We start from the raw sequence: 16,291 nt of genomic DNA, 5'->3' as shown, positions 1-16,291 counted from the left end.
AATCTCCGGCATCGATTAAACTGAGACATTCGCCGCGGCGCCGAGCCTCGCTCGGCGCGGTAATCTTGGACACATCCTTTCGAAACCGATCCGGTGTTCTGGGTCATGGCCCAGGGCTTGCACAGCGCCAGCCAATCCCGACCATGGTGCCAAAACCGTGCCGCCTTGCCGGCTGGCTTTAATATTCGCGTTCGTAAAAAACGCCGCCCTTGGCTTCGCCGGCATCGGTGGCCTCGCCGCGCAATTTGACGCCGCGCCCGACATTGAAATCGATCGCCGCCCTGCCCGAACCCGGTTTATCGCCCTTCTGGATCGTCACATAGGTACGGTCGTTCAGATATTTGCCCGCCGAGACGGCGGTGCCGCCCTCCTCATCCGTGATGACGTCGAGATCGTCGACGCCGATCGCGCTGCGAAGGTTCTGAAGCAGCGAGGTCGAGCCGCCGACACCGGCCAGTTGCGCGGCGGCTTCGGCAAGCTGGGCAATCTGCAGCGGCGACAGGTTCGACATAGAGCGGCCGAAGATCAGCTGCGCCAGAACCTCGTCTTCCGGCAGCGCCGGCACCGACGAGAAGTTGAATTTCGGATTGGTCGCCTCGCCAGACACCACGATAGTGACGGTGGCGCTGTTCGTCGTCGATGTCGCTGTGAGATTGAGATAAGGCACCAGCGACCCTGAAAAGCCGACCGTGCCCTCGGTGAAGGTCAGCCGCTTGGCGAGGATCGTCAGCCGCCCGCGCTGCAAATCAAAGGTGCCGACCGCTTGCGGCGACGATGCCGGGCCGGTCAGCCGCAGCGAACCACCAAGCTCGGCATCGACACCCCTGCCCTGGATGAAGATCTGGCTCGGCGCGTTGACGGTGACGTCGAGGTTGAGGCCGGTGCCGCCACTGCCGCCGCTCGCCGTCGCCGGGCGCAACGCCTTGTCCTGCGCGCGTACTGCGGCCGGCGCGTTCCTGTGCTTGACATCGAGCGCGGCCAGCGAGCCCGGCAGCTTTTCGGGAACGGTGATCACGGTCTTGGCTAGGTTGATCGTGCCCGAAATTACCGGCGCCGACGCGAGCGGCCCTTTGATCGTCAGGTCGCCGCCGAGATTGGCGGTGACCACCCTGCCGTCGGTGTAGCGGCCGTCGACGAGCTTGACCGACAGGTCGGCCGGAAAACCCTGCGCCGGAACGATGCCGACGGTGCCGCTGGCCGACAGGCTGCCGCGCGTCGACAGCGTGCCGGTCAGGCGGTTGATCCTGGCGACGCCACCGCCGATCGCGACATCGGCGGCGATATCGTTGACCGCAAGGCCCGAGCGTGCATCGATCAGGCGAGCGCCTGACGTGCGGACCGTGCCTGAGATCACCGGCGATGTCGCCGGGCCGCGCACCTGCAGATTGACGTCGGCCGCACCGCTCAACGACAGGCCTTGCGCGGCGAGCGTTCGGGTGAGGAAGGCGAACGGCACCTTGCCGGAAAAGTCGAGATCAAGAGTGGGCGTGCCTGATGTCGCCACCGTGCCGCCGCCCTTGAGGCCGAGGCCGGCGCCGTCGCTCATATTGGCGTCGAAGGCCAGTCTGTTGCCCGAATACGTGCCGGAGGACGAAACACCCATGCCGCCGAAACCGGCGCCGCGGGTCTGTGACGTCTGAACGCCTGCGGCGTCGATGTTGAAGGCAACGGCCGGATTGGCCGGCGCGCCCGTCACCTTCACCGTGCCCGAAATCGAGCCGGCGGCATCGAGGCCCGGCGAAAAACTATTGGCCAGCGAGATCGGCACCCGCGCCAGCGTCGCGTTCAGATCGAGCGCCTGCCCGGCCTTGCCCGAAACCGTTGCCGTGCCGCCGCCGAGGTTGAGCACGACCCTGTCCAGGCTGGTCGTGCCGTTGGCGATGGTTATGGTCGAGGCCTGGGCGATCGCCGCCTTGATGCCGCGCATGGTCGCCTCGCCCGAGGTGAGCTCGACCGTCGTCGTGCCCTCGGCGATCCTGACGCGGCCGGCGGCCCTGGCTGGAATGTCCTTGACGGTGGCGCCACCGGAAAAGCCGGTCCAGTCGCCGTCACGCTTGAGATCGACGTCGATGCCGCGAATGACGGTGCCGCCGGAAGTGACGCTGTCGGCACGAATTTTTCCGGAGATCACCGGTGCCGCGAGATAGTTGGCGATCTGCGCATCGATGTTGACCGTCTTTGCCGAGAGATCGCCGCGCGAAATCGAAGCCGTCGAAGCCCTGATGGTGACCTCAGGCGCATTGTTGGCTTTCGAGAAGACAATCGTGCCGCGCACGTCGCCTTCCGCCTTTTCCAGCGCAAGGGCTGCGAGCGGTCCGATGTCAGGCAGGTCGAGCGCCACGGTGCCATCGGGCACGAAGGCATTATCGAGTGCCAGGTCGCCTGATATCCGGTTCTTGCCGAGCGACAGCAGAAGCCCGTTGATGGCGCGCTTGCCGTCTGAGGTCGCCAGCACGGCACTGCCTTGCAGGGGCTGGCCCGCGACATTTCCGGTCAGTCGTACATCGGCCGCCGGGTTGGCGGCATCGGCTTTGCCGGTTGCGGTGAGCCTCAGCCCGGTGATTTCGCGTTCGGCCACCGAAAGCCGGTCGCTGTTTACCATCAGCGACAGGTCGGGCGCAGTGCTGGCGCCTTGCGCGTTCAGCGCGAAAGCGATGGCGCCCTTGGCATCCCTGGACAGAAGCGAGATGTCGGCCAGCGCGCCCTTGATGTCGGCGGCGAGTTTGTTGTCGGCAAGGCTGGCCTGCCCGTCGGCGGTCAGCGCGCCGGACACCAGCCGGATTGCGTTGGCGGTGACATTGCCATTGGCGTCGCGCTTCAGCGCGGCACTGAGTTCCGTCCGCTCGGCCAGCACTCCGCGGGCTGCCGCGGGTAGTGCTGCGGAGGCCGCATCCGCCCTGAGGTTGAGATCGATGGCGCCGTCCGCCAGCGAGACCCTTCCGTTGAAGGCGCTGTTCAGCGCGTCGCCGACCACCGAGCCGCTCTCGATGACAATGGTGTCAGTGGCGAGGCTTCCGGCAACCTTGGCGGTGACCTTGCCGGCAATCAGCGGCGCGATGGTCGGATTGTCCAGGCCGATCTTGTCCGCCGTCACCGTGCCGGAGATCGGCCCCGTCCGGCCTTTTACGTCGAAGGCGTCCGAGTGCAATGAAAGGGTGAGCCTCTCGACCTTGGCAAAATTCGTCGCGACCGAAGGCAGGACAGCGGAGATATCGAGCTTCGGCTGCGTGCCCTGCCCCGCAGCCTTTACCGAAAGCGCCTGCAGCTCGAGCTTGATCGGGCTTTCGGTGCTGCCAAGCGCCAGCGGCAGGTTCGGGCCGGTCGAGGCCAGGTCGAGCGCAAAATCGCTGATACCGTTTGGATTGATGGTGCCGGCGGCCTTGCCCGAAATTTTGTCGCCGGCGAGCGTCGCTCGATCTATGGCAATGCCGCCGGCGGAGGAGAAACTCCCTGCCGCATCGACATTGAGCGGACCGAGCCCTGCCCTGCGCGTCTGGCTGGTTTCGGCACCGTCGAGTTGCGCATTGAAACGAATGTCCGGGGCAGCCGACGGCCCCGTCACTTCAGCTGTTCCGCTGAGCGTGCCCGCGGCGTCGAGGCCGGGTGAAAAATCATTGGCAAGGGCGGCCGGCAATGCGGAAAACTCTGCCGCGAGGTCGAGCGTCTGTCCGGCGGTGCCGGACACATTGACCGATCCGCCGCCGACATCGAGCATCAGCTTCTCGATGCTGGCCGCGCCGTTGGCGATGCTCAAGCTCGACGGCTGCGCAATCGCTGCCTTGATGCCGCGGATGGTCGCTTCGCCCGAGGCGATCTCGACATTTGTCGTGCCGTCCGCGATCTTCACCCTGCCTTCGGCCGTCGCCGGAATCCCGGCCACGGTGGCGCCGCCTGTAAACCCGGTCCAGTCGCCGTCGCGCTTCAAATCGACTCCGATGCCGCTGATCACGGTGGCGCCTGATGTGACCGTATCGGCCTTGATCGTGCCGGAGATTGCCGGGCCCTTGAGATAGTTGGCGACCAGCGCATTGACGGCAATAGTCTTGGCCGCCAGGTCGCCGCGCGAAATAGATCCACTTGTCATGTCGATGGCAACTGCCGGCGCACCGCCATCATTCGAGAACCGGATACTGCCCCGCACGTCGCCCGCAGCCGTCTGCCCGGCAAGCGCGGCCAGCGGGCCGATATCGGGCGCTTCCAGGGCCAACGTCCCCAGCGGCAGCAAGCCGTCGCCGAGAGCGAGATCACCCGAGATCTTGTTGTCGGCCAGCGACAGGCTAAGCCCGCTGAGCGAACGCTTTCCGTCATTCGTGACCAATGATGCCCTGAGATCGAGCGGCTGGTCGTCGACAGACCCGGTAAGGGAGACATCGGCGGCAGGATTGGCGATGTCGGCCTTCCCTGTCGCCGTCAGCTTGATCGTCTTCACCGTACGACCGGACGCCGTCAGGCTGTCGCTGTCGGCCGAAACCGAGAAATCCGGCGCCGAGCGCGCGCCGCTCGCCGTCAGCGCGAAATCGACGGCCCCGCTGACGGGTACGCCGACCATGGGCGACAGCACCGAAACGTCGCCGAGCGTGCCTTTGATGTCGGCCTGAATGTCGGTGCCGATCGCGCTGGCGGTGCCGCTGGCGCTGAGCGAGCCCGAGGTAAATTGCAGCGCATTGGCGGCAAAGGAACCCTGCGGGTCACGCGTTGCTGTCGCCGAGAACGTCACGCGCTCGCCGAGAACCGAGCGGATCTGCGGCGGCAGCGCCGTCGAGACGGCATCGGCATTCATCTTGAGCGTCATCGCCAGATCGGCCAGCGTCACATTGGCCGTCACCGAGGCATTGAGCGCGGCACTGCGCAGCGTGCCTTGATCGAGGAGAATCTCCTCCTTGCTGACCGATCCGGCGAGATCCGCGGTCACCCTGCCGGTCACCAGCGGCGCCAGCGTCGCCACGTCGGTGTTCAGACCGCCCGCCGCAAGCTTGATCGTAACCGGTCCGCTGCGGTCCTGGATGTCGAAGCCGTCGGAATGGATTTCAGCCGCCAGATCGTCCACTCGCGTGCCGCCCGCCACCACCGAGACCAGAGACGCGCCGATATCGACGATCGGCGCCTTGCCGCCGCCGAACGCGCGGGCCGTGGCGCCGGTGATCGCGACGGTCACCGGCTGCGCCGCAGTACCGAGGCTGAGGACGATCGGCGGACCCTTGGCAGCGAGTTCCACCGAAAGATCGCTGGCGCCATTGGGATCGATGATGCCCGCGGCGGTGCCGTGCACGGCATCGCTGTCGATATTGGCGCGCTCGACTTCGACGCCGCCCGTCACGATCGCGGTTCCGGCGAGATCGAAGCTGGTTTTGCCGGTAAACAAGGGTTCCAGATTGTCGGGTATGAAGCGCTGGAAGTCGCCGTCGCCCTTGGCCTCGACATAGTTGCCCTTATCGGTGAGCTGGTGGCGGCCGGTGAGTTGGGTGACGATCTGGCCGTCGACGACGAAGGTACCGATGCCGCTCCAGTTGGCGACCGGCCCCGTGCCCGTGACGACGATGTCGATCGGAGGCGCATCCGGCAGCTTGAGCAGATTGGCGATGATGCCGCCGGCCGGCTCGGATGCTTTCAGATCAAGATCGAGCTTGTTGTCGGCGGGCGCGAAATGGATGTTGGCGTCGACCTTACCTTCCTTGCCATCGTGGCGGGTGATGTTGAGGCTCGTTTCGAGCGCCAATGGCGCAGCGTCCGCCTTGAACGAACCTTTGGCCGCGAGTTCTGCGATACCGCTGCCGGCCAGGGCCTGCCCAAGCGCGATTTCGGGCAGGTCGATCTGCTTGATGTCGAGCGACACCGGCAGCGTGGTGGCGCCTTGGCTCGGCTGTGTGCTCGCCACCGGCAACCGCGCCAGTTCGATCCGATCGGCGGCGATGCGGCCGGCGCTGAAGTTTTTCGACAGAAGGGCAAGCGGCGACCAGTCGACTGCCACCTTGCGCGCCACCAGCCAGGCGCCCTGGCGATCCTCCAGCACCACATGGTCGACAGTCAGCGCGCCGGACCAGATGCCGTCGATGCCGCTGACCGTGACCTTTCGGTCATCGGTCGACGCCATGGCCGAGATGATGCCGGCGAGATTGTCGCGGCCGCGCTCCGTCTTGGTCAGCACGACGAGCGCACCGACCACCGCCGCCACCACGACGAGCAGCGTGTAAAGGACAATGCGGAGGATGCGCTTGAACATTGCCATCAGAACGCCTGACCGATGCCGGCATAGATGCCGAAACGCGGGTCGTCGGGACCCCGATTGAGCGGCACCGCCGCATCGACGCGCAGCGGCCCGAACGGCGTAATATAGCGCAAGCCGACGCCGGCGCCGACCTTCATGTCGGAAAAATCCGGGAATTGCTCGGTCGAGACAGTGCCGGCATCGACGAACGGCACGACGCCGATCGTATCGGTGACGGCAATGCGCATCTCGAGCGAGGTTTCGAAGAAGGAGAGCCCGCCGATCGGCTGTCCGTCGATGTCCTTCGGACCGATGCCCTGATAGGCATAACCGCGCACCGAGCCGCCGCCACCGGAATAGAAGCGCCGGTCCGCCGGAACATCCTGAAGGCCGGCACCGATGATCGAGCCAATGGCGACGCGTTCGGCCAAGATGAATTTGGAGGCCGTGTCGAGCGACTGATAGGCCGATCCCTCGCCCCTCAGCTTGACGAAGGCCGCGCCGTTCAAAATATCGTAGCTCGGCTCGGCATAGGCCAGCAGCCTGAATCCGTTCGTCGGGTTCAGCCGGCTATCGCGGTTGTCATAGACATATCGCAGCGGAACGCTGGCGATCAGATAGGTGTGCTTGCCGAAAGAATCGGTGATCTTCGAATAGTCGAGCGCGACTTCCGCGGAAACCGTCTGCTGCTTGTCGAGTTCATAAGACAGGCCGGTATTGCCCTTGACCGAGAAACGGTCATACGCATCGGGATGCTCCAACACGGTGTTGACGCCGGCGAAGAACTTCGATGCCGGCCCGACCACACCCGGCTTTTCGAACATGATGCCGGCATTGTAGTTGAGCTCGGTCAGGTCGTTGCTGCCGATGCCGCTGATTGCACCCTCGATGCGCAGCTTTTCGGCACGGCCGAACAGATTGCGGTGGCCCCAATAGCCTTCGAGGCCGAGCCCCTCGGTGTTGGAGAAGGTGCCGCCAAGGCCAAAATAGCGCGGCTTGCGCTCGCTGACTTCGACGCCGATCGGGATGTTGCCGTCGGCGTCGAGACTGTCGGCCTCCTTCAGCGTCACGCTGTTGAAAACTTCCAGCCCGAGCAGCCGGTCGCGCGCCTCGTCGACCTCTTCCGGCGAATATTGGCGGCCGCGCTCCAGGCCGGTCATGTATTCGGTGAAATCGCGGTCGACCTTCTCGGTCCCCTCGACCGTGGTGTCGCCGTAACCGGCAACCGGCCCGGCCGCCACGGTCAGCGTCACGTCGAGCGTAGAGGTGGCGTGGTCGGCAATGATCTCGCGGTCCGTCACCTTGGCCAGCGGCCTGCCTTCCTCTTTGAGCGCCCGCACGATCGAGACCTCGGCCTTGAGCACGGCACCGGAACCGGCATCGCCGCCGGCGATCAGGCCGAAGTCGGCGCTCGCCAGTCCCGCCGCATCGCCCTCCAGCCTGATGTCGCCAAGCGTGAATTTCGGCCCGGTCGCAACGTTGATCACCACCGGGATAGGCTGCGGACCGGAAAATTCGGCGTCGGGCGGCAAATCGTCGAGCGGCTTGCCCTCGATCGTGATGGTGACGACGCCCTCGTAGCGGGCGTCCGCGTAAAGTGCGGCGATAAGCTGATCGCGGTCGCCGCGCGCCTTGGCCATCAGGCCGAGCGAACCGGAGACCGGACGTTCTTCGTCGGCCTTCAGCGCCGAGGCATTTTCGAGCTTCTTGACGAGATCCTCGTCGGCGTCGGGCGCCTCGATGGTCACCGCATAGCGCAGCGGATCGACGATGTCGGCGTCTTCATCCTCCGACGATCCCCACAGCTTGATGCCGAAGATCTCGAAAGCGGCCGCATTTCCGCTCGTGGAAACCAATGCAGTCGAGCACAGCAAGGCGAAAAGCAAGGCGTGCGAAAGCACGCGCCGTGGCGCTTTTCCTCCCGACATCTGCCTCTCGTACTCCAACATTACAACTCTACACTAGCTCCCAAAGCTAAAATTGGAATGAACTTCTGAATTGCTCGTAAAGGAGCCACAATCCAATTGTCTGAAATAGACAGGGCTTGGAATTCACACCTTCTGCGTCGCCGCAAGAAAGCGTGATCCCTGCCCTATGGAGGTACTACCGGCGATCGGCCGGAAAGGAAACCGTCGGCAGGCGGAACTTGCCGCGTCCTCGTGTTGACAAGCCTGATTGAAGCTTGAACATGTCTGGACGTTAGAGCGACGTGGGTCCATTCGGACGCACAAGGTACGCTCCAAGACTTTGAAGTGTCGCATCGTGCTTTCCGAAAACCGATTTCGATTTTCGGGCCGATGCGAAAACGGCGCCTGGAGGGGTGTTATGGCAATGCGCGCGGCTCGTGGTCTATCGATCCTTTTCCTGCTTTTTTTCGCCTGGGGCAGTGTCGCGCAAGCGGCCGAAGCACGCCGGGTGGTGACATCGGACAATTCCGATTATTTCGGTTTCGATCTCAGATCCGACCAGAATGTCAGTCTCGACCAGTGCAAGACGACATGTCTCGGCGATCCAGCCTGCCGCGCCTTCACCTACAACCCCAAGGCCAAATGGTGTTTTCTCAAATCCGACTATAATTTGCTGAAGCCCTTCAAAGGCGCCGTCGCCGGAAAGATCGTCAACATCGAAGGCGACCCCGATATCGGCGCGCCGCCGAACCTCGCCTTTTTCCCCGCCTGGATGGCCGACCAGGCCCAGCAATACCGCAACAGGCTCACAGGCCCGGCCTACACCAAGCCCACCGAAGGGCTGGCGGCGCTGAAGGCGGCGGCCGAACAGGCGTCGCTGACCGGCGACCACCGCTCGGCGATGCAAAAATACGAGGCTTTGGTTTCGGCATTGCCCGACGATGGCCAGCTCTGGTTCGAACTGGCGCAGGAAACGCTTGCCGTACAGCCGACCGCCAACAGCGCGGAGGCGTCTACCTTGCCTGCGAACGCCACCTCCGCCGGCTTCAACGCCTACAAATTGCTGCGCACCACCAAGACGCGCGCCGACGTGCTGGCCCTGCTCGCCGCCGGGCTCGATCGCCGCGATCTCTCCCGACCCGCCCTGCAGGCTTACGAAGCGAGCCTCGCGCTCGTCAATTCGCCGGCGGTCAAAGCCGACTATGAAGATTTGAAAGCGCGCAAGGGTTTCCGCGTCGTCGATCACACGGTCGAGGCCGACACCAGCGCACCGCGCATCTGCGCGCAGTTTTCCGAGGAATTGGTCAAGACCGGCGTCGACTATTCGCAATTCGTCACCGTCGACAACGCCGCCCCCAAAGGCGTCGAAGCCAAGGACAAGCAGATCTGCGTCGAAGGGCTCGAGCATGGCCAGCATTACGACGTGACCTTCCGCCCCGGCCTGCCGGCCGCCATCGGCGAGGTGATCACCGCCCCGGTGGTGCTGTCGATCTATGTGCAGGACCGCGCCCCGTCCGCCCGCTTCACCGGCGACAGCTTCGTGCTGCCCGCCGGCGCGCGCCGCGGCATTCCGGTCGTCACCGTCAACATGAACGCCGCCGAAATGAAGCTCTACCGCATCGGCGACCGCTCGCTGACTCAGCTTCTGTCCGGCTACCAGTTCCTGCGCCAGCTTGACGGCTACGACATCTCCAACATCTCCGGCCAGATGGGCGAGCCGGTCTGGCAAGGCCAGCTCGACATCGCCAACGACCTGAACAAGGAAGTCACCACGTCCTTCCCGGTCGACGAAGCGCTGCCGCAGCGCAAGCCCGGCGTCTATGTGCTGACCGCGCAACCGGTCGACGAGAATGACGATGACAACGAAGACTATGATTCGCGCGCCACGCAATGGTTCGTCGTCTCCGACATCGGCCTGTCGACCTATACCGGACAGGATGGGCTGAACGTCTTTGCCCGTTCGCTCGGAACCGCCAAGCCGATATCAGGTGCCGAACTGACGCTGCTCGCCAGAAACAACGAAATCCTCGGCACTGCGATCACGGATGCAGAAGGCCGCGCCGTCTTCAACCCCGGCCTGACGCGCGGCGACGGCGGCATGGTGCCGGCTGTACTGACAGCCAAGCAGGGCGACAGCGACTTCGTCTTTCTCGACATGGGCCGCGCCGGCTTCGACCTGTCCGACCGTGGCGTCACCGGGCGTCCGGCGCCGGGCGCGCTCGACGTCTATGCCTGGACCGAACGCGGCATTTACCGCGCCGGCGAAGACGTCCATGTTGCAGCGCTTGCCCGCGACAGCGCCGCCAAGGCGGTCGAGAACCTGCCGCTGACCTTCATCTTCACCCGTCCCGACGGCGTCGAGAACCGTCGCATCGTCAGCGATGGCGCATCGGCCGGCGGCCATGCCGTCGACCTGCCGCTCGAACCCAACGCAATGCGCGGCACCTGGACGGTGGCGATCCACACCGATCCCAAGCAGGCGGCGGTCGCCAGCCACATGTTCCTGGTCGAGGATTTCGTGCCTGATCGCATCGAGTTCGACCTCGCCTCCGACAAGCAGGAGATCGCGCAGGGCGAAACAGCCAACGTCACCGTCGACGGCCGCTTCCTTTATGGCGCGCCGGCCGCCGGGCTGGCGCTCGAAGGCGAGCTGACGCTGTCGACCACCCGCAACTGGGACCGTTTCAAGGGCTATTCCTTCGGCCTCGCCGACGAGCAGTCGGCGGAACCGTCGGTCACGCCGTTTGCCGGCCTGCCGGTGGTTGGCGAGGACGGCAAGGCGACCTTCCCGGTTTCCGTCGATCAGTTGCCCTCGACCACCAAGCTCGTCGATGCCAAGGTCACGGTCAGGATGCGCGAGACCGGCGGCCGCGCCGTCGAGCGCTCGCTCAACATCGGCATCCGGCCGCAAGGCCATATGATCGGCATCCGTCCGGATTTCGACGGCGACGAGGTGCCGCAAGGCGGCACCGCGAAATTCGGCCTGATCGCCGTCGATCCCGACGGCAAGCGCGAGGCGCTGCAGGGAGCGCAATGGTCGCTGGTCAAGGTCGAACGCAATTACCAATGGTACCGCTCGAGCAATTCCTGGAACTACGAGCCGGTCACCTTCACCAAGTCGGTAGCCAACGGCCAGGTCGACCTCACCGCCGACGGCGAGGCCACCGTTTCGCTGCCGGTCGACTGGGGCCGCTACCGGCTTGAGATTGAGACATCGGATCCGGAAGGCCCGGCGACCAGTTACGAGTTCGACGCCGGCTGGTACGTCTCCTCCACTACCACCGAAACGCCCGACGGTCTCGAGATCGCCCTCGACAAGGACATGTATGCGGCGGGCGAAGTGGCCAAGCTGAAGGTTTCGCCGCATTTTGCCGGCGAGCTGCTCGTCACCATTGGCGCCGACAAGCTGTTAAAGACCGTCACGGCAACCGTGCCGGCCGGCGGCAGCAGCATCGACATCCCGGTCGGCGACGACTGGGGCGCCGGCGCCTATGTCACGGCAACGCTGTTCAGGCCTGGCGATGCGCAGGAAACGCGCATGCCGGCGCGCGCCATCGGCGTCAAATGGCTGAAGGTCGATCCGGGCTCGAAGAAGCTCGCCGTCACCTTGACGCCGCCGGACAAGACCATGCCGCGCCAGCAGCTGTCGATCCCGGTTTCCGTGGCCGGCGTGCAGCCGGGCGCCAATGCCTATGTCATGGTCGCGGCCGTCGATGTCGGCATCCTCAACCTGACCAATTACAAGGTGCCGGACCCGGAGACCTGGTTCTTCGGCCAGCGCATGCTCGGCCTTGAGGTACGCGACCTATACGGCCGGCTGATCGACGGCTCGCTGGGCACGTCAGGCAAGCTGCGCACCGGCGGCGACGGCGCCAACATGCAGTCGCAAGGCAGTCCGCCGACCGAAAAACTGGTCGCCTTCTTCTCCGGTCCGGTCCAGCTGGACGCGGATGGCAAGGCGCGGATCGACTTCGACATCCCGCAGTTCAACGGCACCGTGCGCGTCATGGCCGTCGCCTGGACCAGGGACGGGGTCGGCCATGCCCAGTCCGATGTGATCGTGCGCGATCCGGTGGTGATCACCGCCGGCCTGCCGCGCTTCCTGGCGCCCGGCGATTCGGCCGTCATGCGGCTCGACGTCACCGACGCCGACGGTCCGGAGGGTGACTATGCGCTTACCATCGACACGACAGGCGATCTTTCGACCGGCAATGCCACCCTGCCCGAAAAGCTGACGTTGGCCAAAGGCAAGCGGCAGACGCTGACCGTGCCGCTGATGGCTCAAACGCCGGGCAACGCCTCGATCACCGTCAAGCTCGCGCATGCCGACGGCACTGCTGTCGAGCAGACGCTCTACGTGCCGGTGCGCCCGGCGCAATTGCCTGTCACCACCCGCATGGTGGTCGATCTCAAGGGCAATGGCGGGTCGCTGCGCGTCGACAAGGAACTCCTGGCGGCAAGCCTGCTCGACGGCGCTTCGGTCAGCGTCGGCGTTTCACAGGCGGCGGCCTTCGACGTGCCGTCGCTCTTGATGACGCTTGACCGCTACCCCTATGGCTGCGCCGAGCAGACCACCAGCCGCGCCATGCCGCTTCTCTATGTCAACGACATGGCCTCGGGCATCGGCATGGCCAGCGACCCCGACCTGCGCGGCCGCATCCAGGACGCCATCTACAAGGTGCTGAGCTATCAGGCCTCGGCCGGCAGCTTCGGCCTGTGGGGTCCGGGCTCCGGCGATCTATGGCTCGACGCCTATGTCACCGATTTCCTGACCCGGGCGCGCGAGCAGAAATACGACGTGCCGGCCCTGGCGATGAACCAGGCGCTGAGCAATCTGCAAAACTCGATCGGCTACGACCAGGATGTCAAGGATCGCGGAAGCGAGATCGCCTATGCGCTCTATGTGCTGGCCCGCAACAAGAAGGCCTCGATCGGCGATCTGCGCTACTATGCCGACACGCAGCTCGAAGCCTTTACGAGTCCGATGGCCCTTGCCCAATTGGCCGCGGGCCTGGCGCTCTACGGCGACACGCAGCGCTCGGAAGCCACCTTCCAGGCCGCGCTGCAGCTGGCCAGTTCAACGTCCGCATACGACTACTACAGGTCCGACTATGGCTCACCGCTGCGTGACGGCGCGGCGATGCTGGCGCTTGCCGCCGAATCGAAGCCGGTGCCGACGATCGTGCCGGCGCTGATCAAGCTGGTGACGAAGGAACGCGCCGCCGTCAGGTGGACCAGCACGCAGGACGAGTCCTGGATGCTGCTGGCGGCCCGCGCGCTGAAGGCCGGCAATGATGCGATCGCTCTGACCATCAACGGCGCGCCGCATGCCGGCGCCTATTCGGAGCAGATCGCCGGCAGCGACCTGCTCGACAGCCCGCTGACCGTCGCCAATACCGGCAGCAACCCGCTGCAGGCGGTCGTCACCACGGTCGCCTCGCCGATCCAGCCGCTGCCGGCCAGCGGCAATGGCTTCACCATCGGCCGCATCTACTACAAGCTCGACGGCACCGAAGCCAACGTCACCGAGGCGACCCAGAACGAACGCTATGTCGTCGTGCTCAACATCTACGAGCAGAACAAGTGGCCGTCGCGGCTCGTGATCACCGATCTGCTGCCGGCCGGCTTCGAGATCGACAATCCGGGCCTGGTTTCCAGCGCCCAGTTGTCGAACTTCTCCTGGCTGGCCCAGACCGACGCCGCCCATCTCGAATTCCGCGACGACCGTTTCGTCGCCGCCTTCAATCCGAACGATGGCGACGGCGACCGAAACATCACGCTCGCCTATGTCGTGCGCGCGGTGACACCGGGCACCTATGCCCATCCGGCGGCAACGGTCGAGGACATGTACCGGCCGCAATATTCGGCCCGCACCGCGACCGGCATGATGGAGGTCAAGGCGCCGTAAAGGGCCGATGGTGGCGAACATGATCATGACGACCGCGCTGCGCCGATCGGCCATCGCCGCCGTCTCCCTCGCCGGCTTTGCAGCAATCGCCGCGGGCGGGCTTTGGCAACTCGACCGCGCCTATCCTCCGCCGCTGCCAGCCGCGGCGACGGTGTCGACCGAAGTGCAGGACCGCGACGGCCAGCTGTTGCGGGCCTTCGCCACGCCGGACGGTTATTGGCGGCTGGCCACCCGGCTCGATCAGGTCGATAAGCAGCTCGTCGATATGCTCGTGGCGTACGAAGACAAGCGCTTCTGGGACCATCAAGGCGTCGACGTGCTGGCGCTGGCCCGCGCCGCCGGCCAGTTCGTGACCAATGGCCGTATCGTCTCCGGCGGCTCGACACTGTCGATGCAACTCGCCCGGCTGGCAGAGCCGCGCGACAGCCGCAGCCTCGGCTCGAAGATCAGGCAGATGCTGCGCGCCCTGCAGATCGAGCGGCGGCTCACCAAGCGCGAGATCCTCGAACGCTATTTGACGCTGGCCCCCTATGGCGGCAATCTCGAAGGCGTGCGCGCTGCCTCGCTGGCCTATTTCGGCAAGGAGCCGAAGCGGCTGACGGTCTCTGAGGCGGCGCTGCTCGTCTCCCTGCCGCAATTGCCGGAAAAGCGACGGCCCGACCGCAACCTCGCAATCGCTCACGCCGCCCGCGACCGGGTGCTGACGCGCATGGTTTCATCAGGCCTGCTTGGCGAACGCGAGGCCGTACGTGCTGCGCTCGACGAAGTTTCCAGCATACGCCGCACGCTGCCGGCGCTCGCCGCCCATGCCGCCTATGCGGTGCTGCCCAAGGCCGTTCCTGGCCAACCCCTGCAACTGACGATCCGCAAAAGCGTTCAGGAAGGGCTGGAACAGGTGGCTAGGGATGCCGCCACCAGGCTCGGCCCCCGCCTGTCCGTCGCCATGGTGATGGCCGACGCCCGCACCGGCGACATCCTTGGCGAGGTCGGCTCCGCCAACTATTTCGACGCCAGCCGTTCCGGCTGGATCGACATGACCAGGATCGTCCGCTCGCCCGGCTCGACGTTGAAACCGTTCATCTACGGGCTCGCCTTCGAACAGGGACTGGTCGCGCAGGAAACGCTGATCAACGACAGTCCGGCGGATTTTTCCGGCTACCGGCCGAAGAATTTCGACATGGGCTACCAGGGAGACGTCAGCATCCGGCAGGCGCTGCAACTGTCGCTCAACGTGCCGGCGATCAGGGTGCTTGACGCCGTCGGGCCGGCGCGGCTGCTGGCGCGCTTCCGGCAGGCCGGGGTCACGCCGGTCCTGCCCGCCGACAAGGCGCCGGGTCTCGCCATCGGCCTTGGCGGCGTCGGCACGACGCTGCACGACCTCGTCCAGCTCTATGCTGGGCTTGCCAATGGCGGCAAGGCGCACACGCTGCATGACGGCACCGAGCCGGCCAATGCCGAACGCTCCACCACTACCATCCTCGACGATCAGGCGAACTGGCAGATCACCGACATATTGTCGGGGGTCAAGCCGCCCGAGGGCGCAGCACAGCGCGGCATCGCCTACAAGACCGGCACCTCCTATGGCTACCGCGATGCCTGGTCGGTCGGCTTCGACGGACGCTATGTGCTGGGCGTCTGGGTCGGTCGTCCCGATGCCGGCGCGGTGCCCGGGCTGTCCGGCTATGTCTCAGCCGCACCCATCCTGTTCGAGGGCTTTGTCCGTTCCGGCCTGGCTGCCGTGCCGCTGCCAAGCCAGCCGGCCGGCGTCATCAGATCCAGGCGCGACGATCTGCCGGTGACATTGGCGCGCTTCGGTTCTGGCGCTGACGGGCTGGTCCAGGCGACGCCGACCGAGCCCGCTCCGACGATCGTCTTTCCGCCCGACGGCGCCCGCGTCGATCTCGGCACCACTACCGCCGAGGCCTCACCGCTGGTGCTGAAACTGCAAGGCGGCCGCGCGCCGTTCCGCTGGCTGGCCAACGGCAAGCCGCTGGTCGGCATCGACCGGCGGCGCACCGCGACCTGGCAGCCGGACGGCGCCGGCTATTCGACCCTGACTGTGATCGATGCGGCCGGTCGCGCGGCCAGCGTGAAAGTCTTCGTTGAATAGAATGCGCCAAAAGATTCAGCGCATTGGCTTTCCATAGGTCAGCGGACAGCAGGATCCTCGCAATGCCAATTGCGAGACACCCCTCTGCCGGGCAGGCAGAGGGGTGCCGAAACGAAACGAGCCGTTTCCAAAGCAGCGCTTCGATTTTCCCGTCACCGCCG

Annotated in this window: 4 protein-coding genes; 2 read left to right on the top strand and 2 right to left on the bottom strand. The window is 65.3% G+C overall.

The features are described 5' to 3' along the window. Positions 1 to 178: 178 nt before the first annotated feature. Complete coding sequence (locus ABID19_RS03830; protein WP_354488071.1) at positions 179 to 6,226, bottom strand: translocation/assembly module TamB domain-containing protein; 6,048 nt, start codon at positions 6,224 to 6,226, stop codon at positions 179 to 181. Further along, on the bottom strand, positions 6,226 to 8,154 hold the full coding sequence (locus tag ABID19_RS03825; RefSeq protein WP_354488070.1) for an autotransporter assembly complex protein TamA: 1,929 nt from the start codon (positions 8,152 to 8,154) through the stop codon (positions 6,226 to 6,228). Before ABID19_RS03825 ends, ABID19_RS03830 begins: the two co-directional genes overlap by 1 nt. 376 nt (positions 8,155 to 8,530) lie before the next feature. On the opposite strand from ABID19_RS03825, the gene ABID19_RS03820 reads away from it, so the two are divergent. Beyond that, positions 8,531 to 14,020 carry an alpha-2-macroglobulin family protein gene (locus ABID19_RS03820; RefSeq protein ID WP_354488068.1) on the top strand — a complete coding sequence of 1,830 codons (5,490 nt, stop codon included), beginning with the start codon at positions 8,531 to 8,533 and terminating at the stop codon, positions 14,018 to 14,020. A gap of 19 nt (positions 14,021 to 14,039) precedes the next feature. Beyond that, on the top strand, positions 14,040 to 16,130 hold the full coding sequence (gene pbpC, locus ABID19_RS03815; RefSeq protein ID WP_354488067.1) for a penicillin-binding protein 1C: 2,091 nt from the start codon (positions 14,040 to 14,042) through the stop codon (positions 16,128 to 16,130). Positions 16,131 to 16,291: the final 161 nt, after the last annotated feature.

Source organism: Mesorhizobium robiniae, from assembly GCF_040545535.1.
Classification (GTDB): Bacteria; Pseudomonadota; Alphaproteobacteria; order Rhizobiales; family Rhizobiaceae; genus Mesorhizobium; species Mesorhizobium robiniae.
This window is presented reverse-complemented; position numbering and strand designations above follow the sequence as displayed.

Excerpts from the sequence above, each read along its gene's own strand:
- ABID19_RS03825 (WP_354488070.1), bottom strand. The coding sequence starts at position 8,154 with ATGTTGGAGTACGAGAGGCAGATGTCGGGAGGAAAAGCGCCACGGCGC.
- pbpC (WP_354488067.1), top strand. The coding sequence starts at position 14,040 with ATGATCATGACGACCGCGCTGCGCCGATCGGCCATCGCCGCCGTCTCC.
- ABID19_RS03830 (WP_354488071.1), bottom strand. The coding sequence starts at position 6,226 with ATGGCAATGTTCAAGCGCATCCTCCGCATTGTCCTTTACACGCTGCTC.
- ABID19_RS03820 (WP_354488068.1), top strand. The coding sequence starts at position 8,531 with ATGGCAATGCGCGCGGCTCGTGGTCTATCGATCCTTTTCCTGCTTTTT.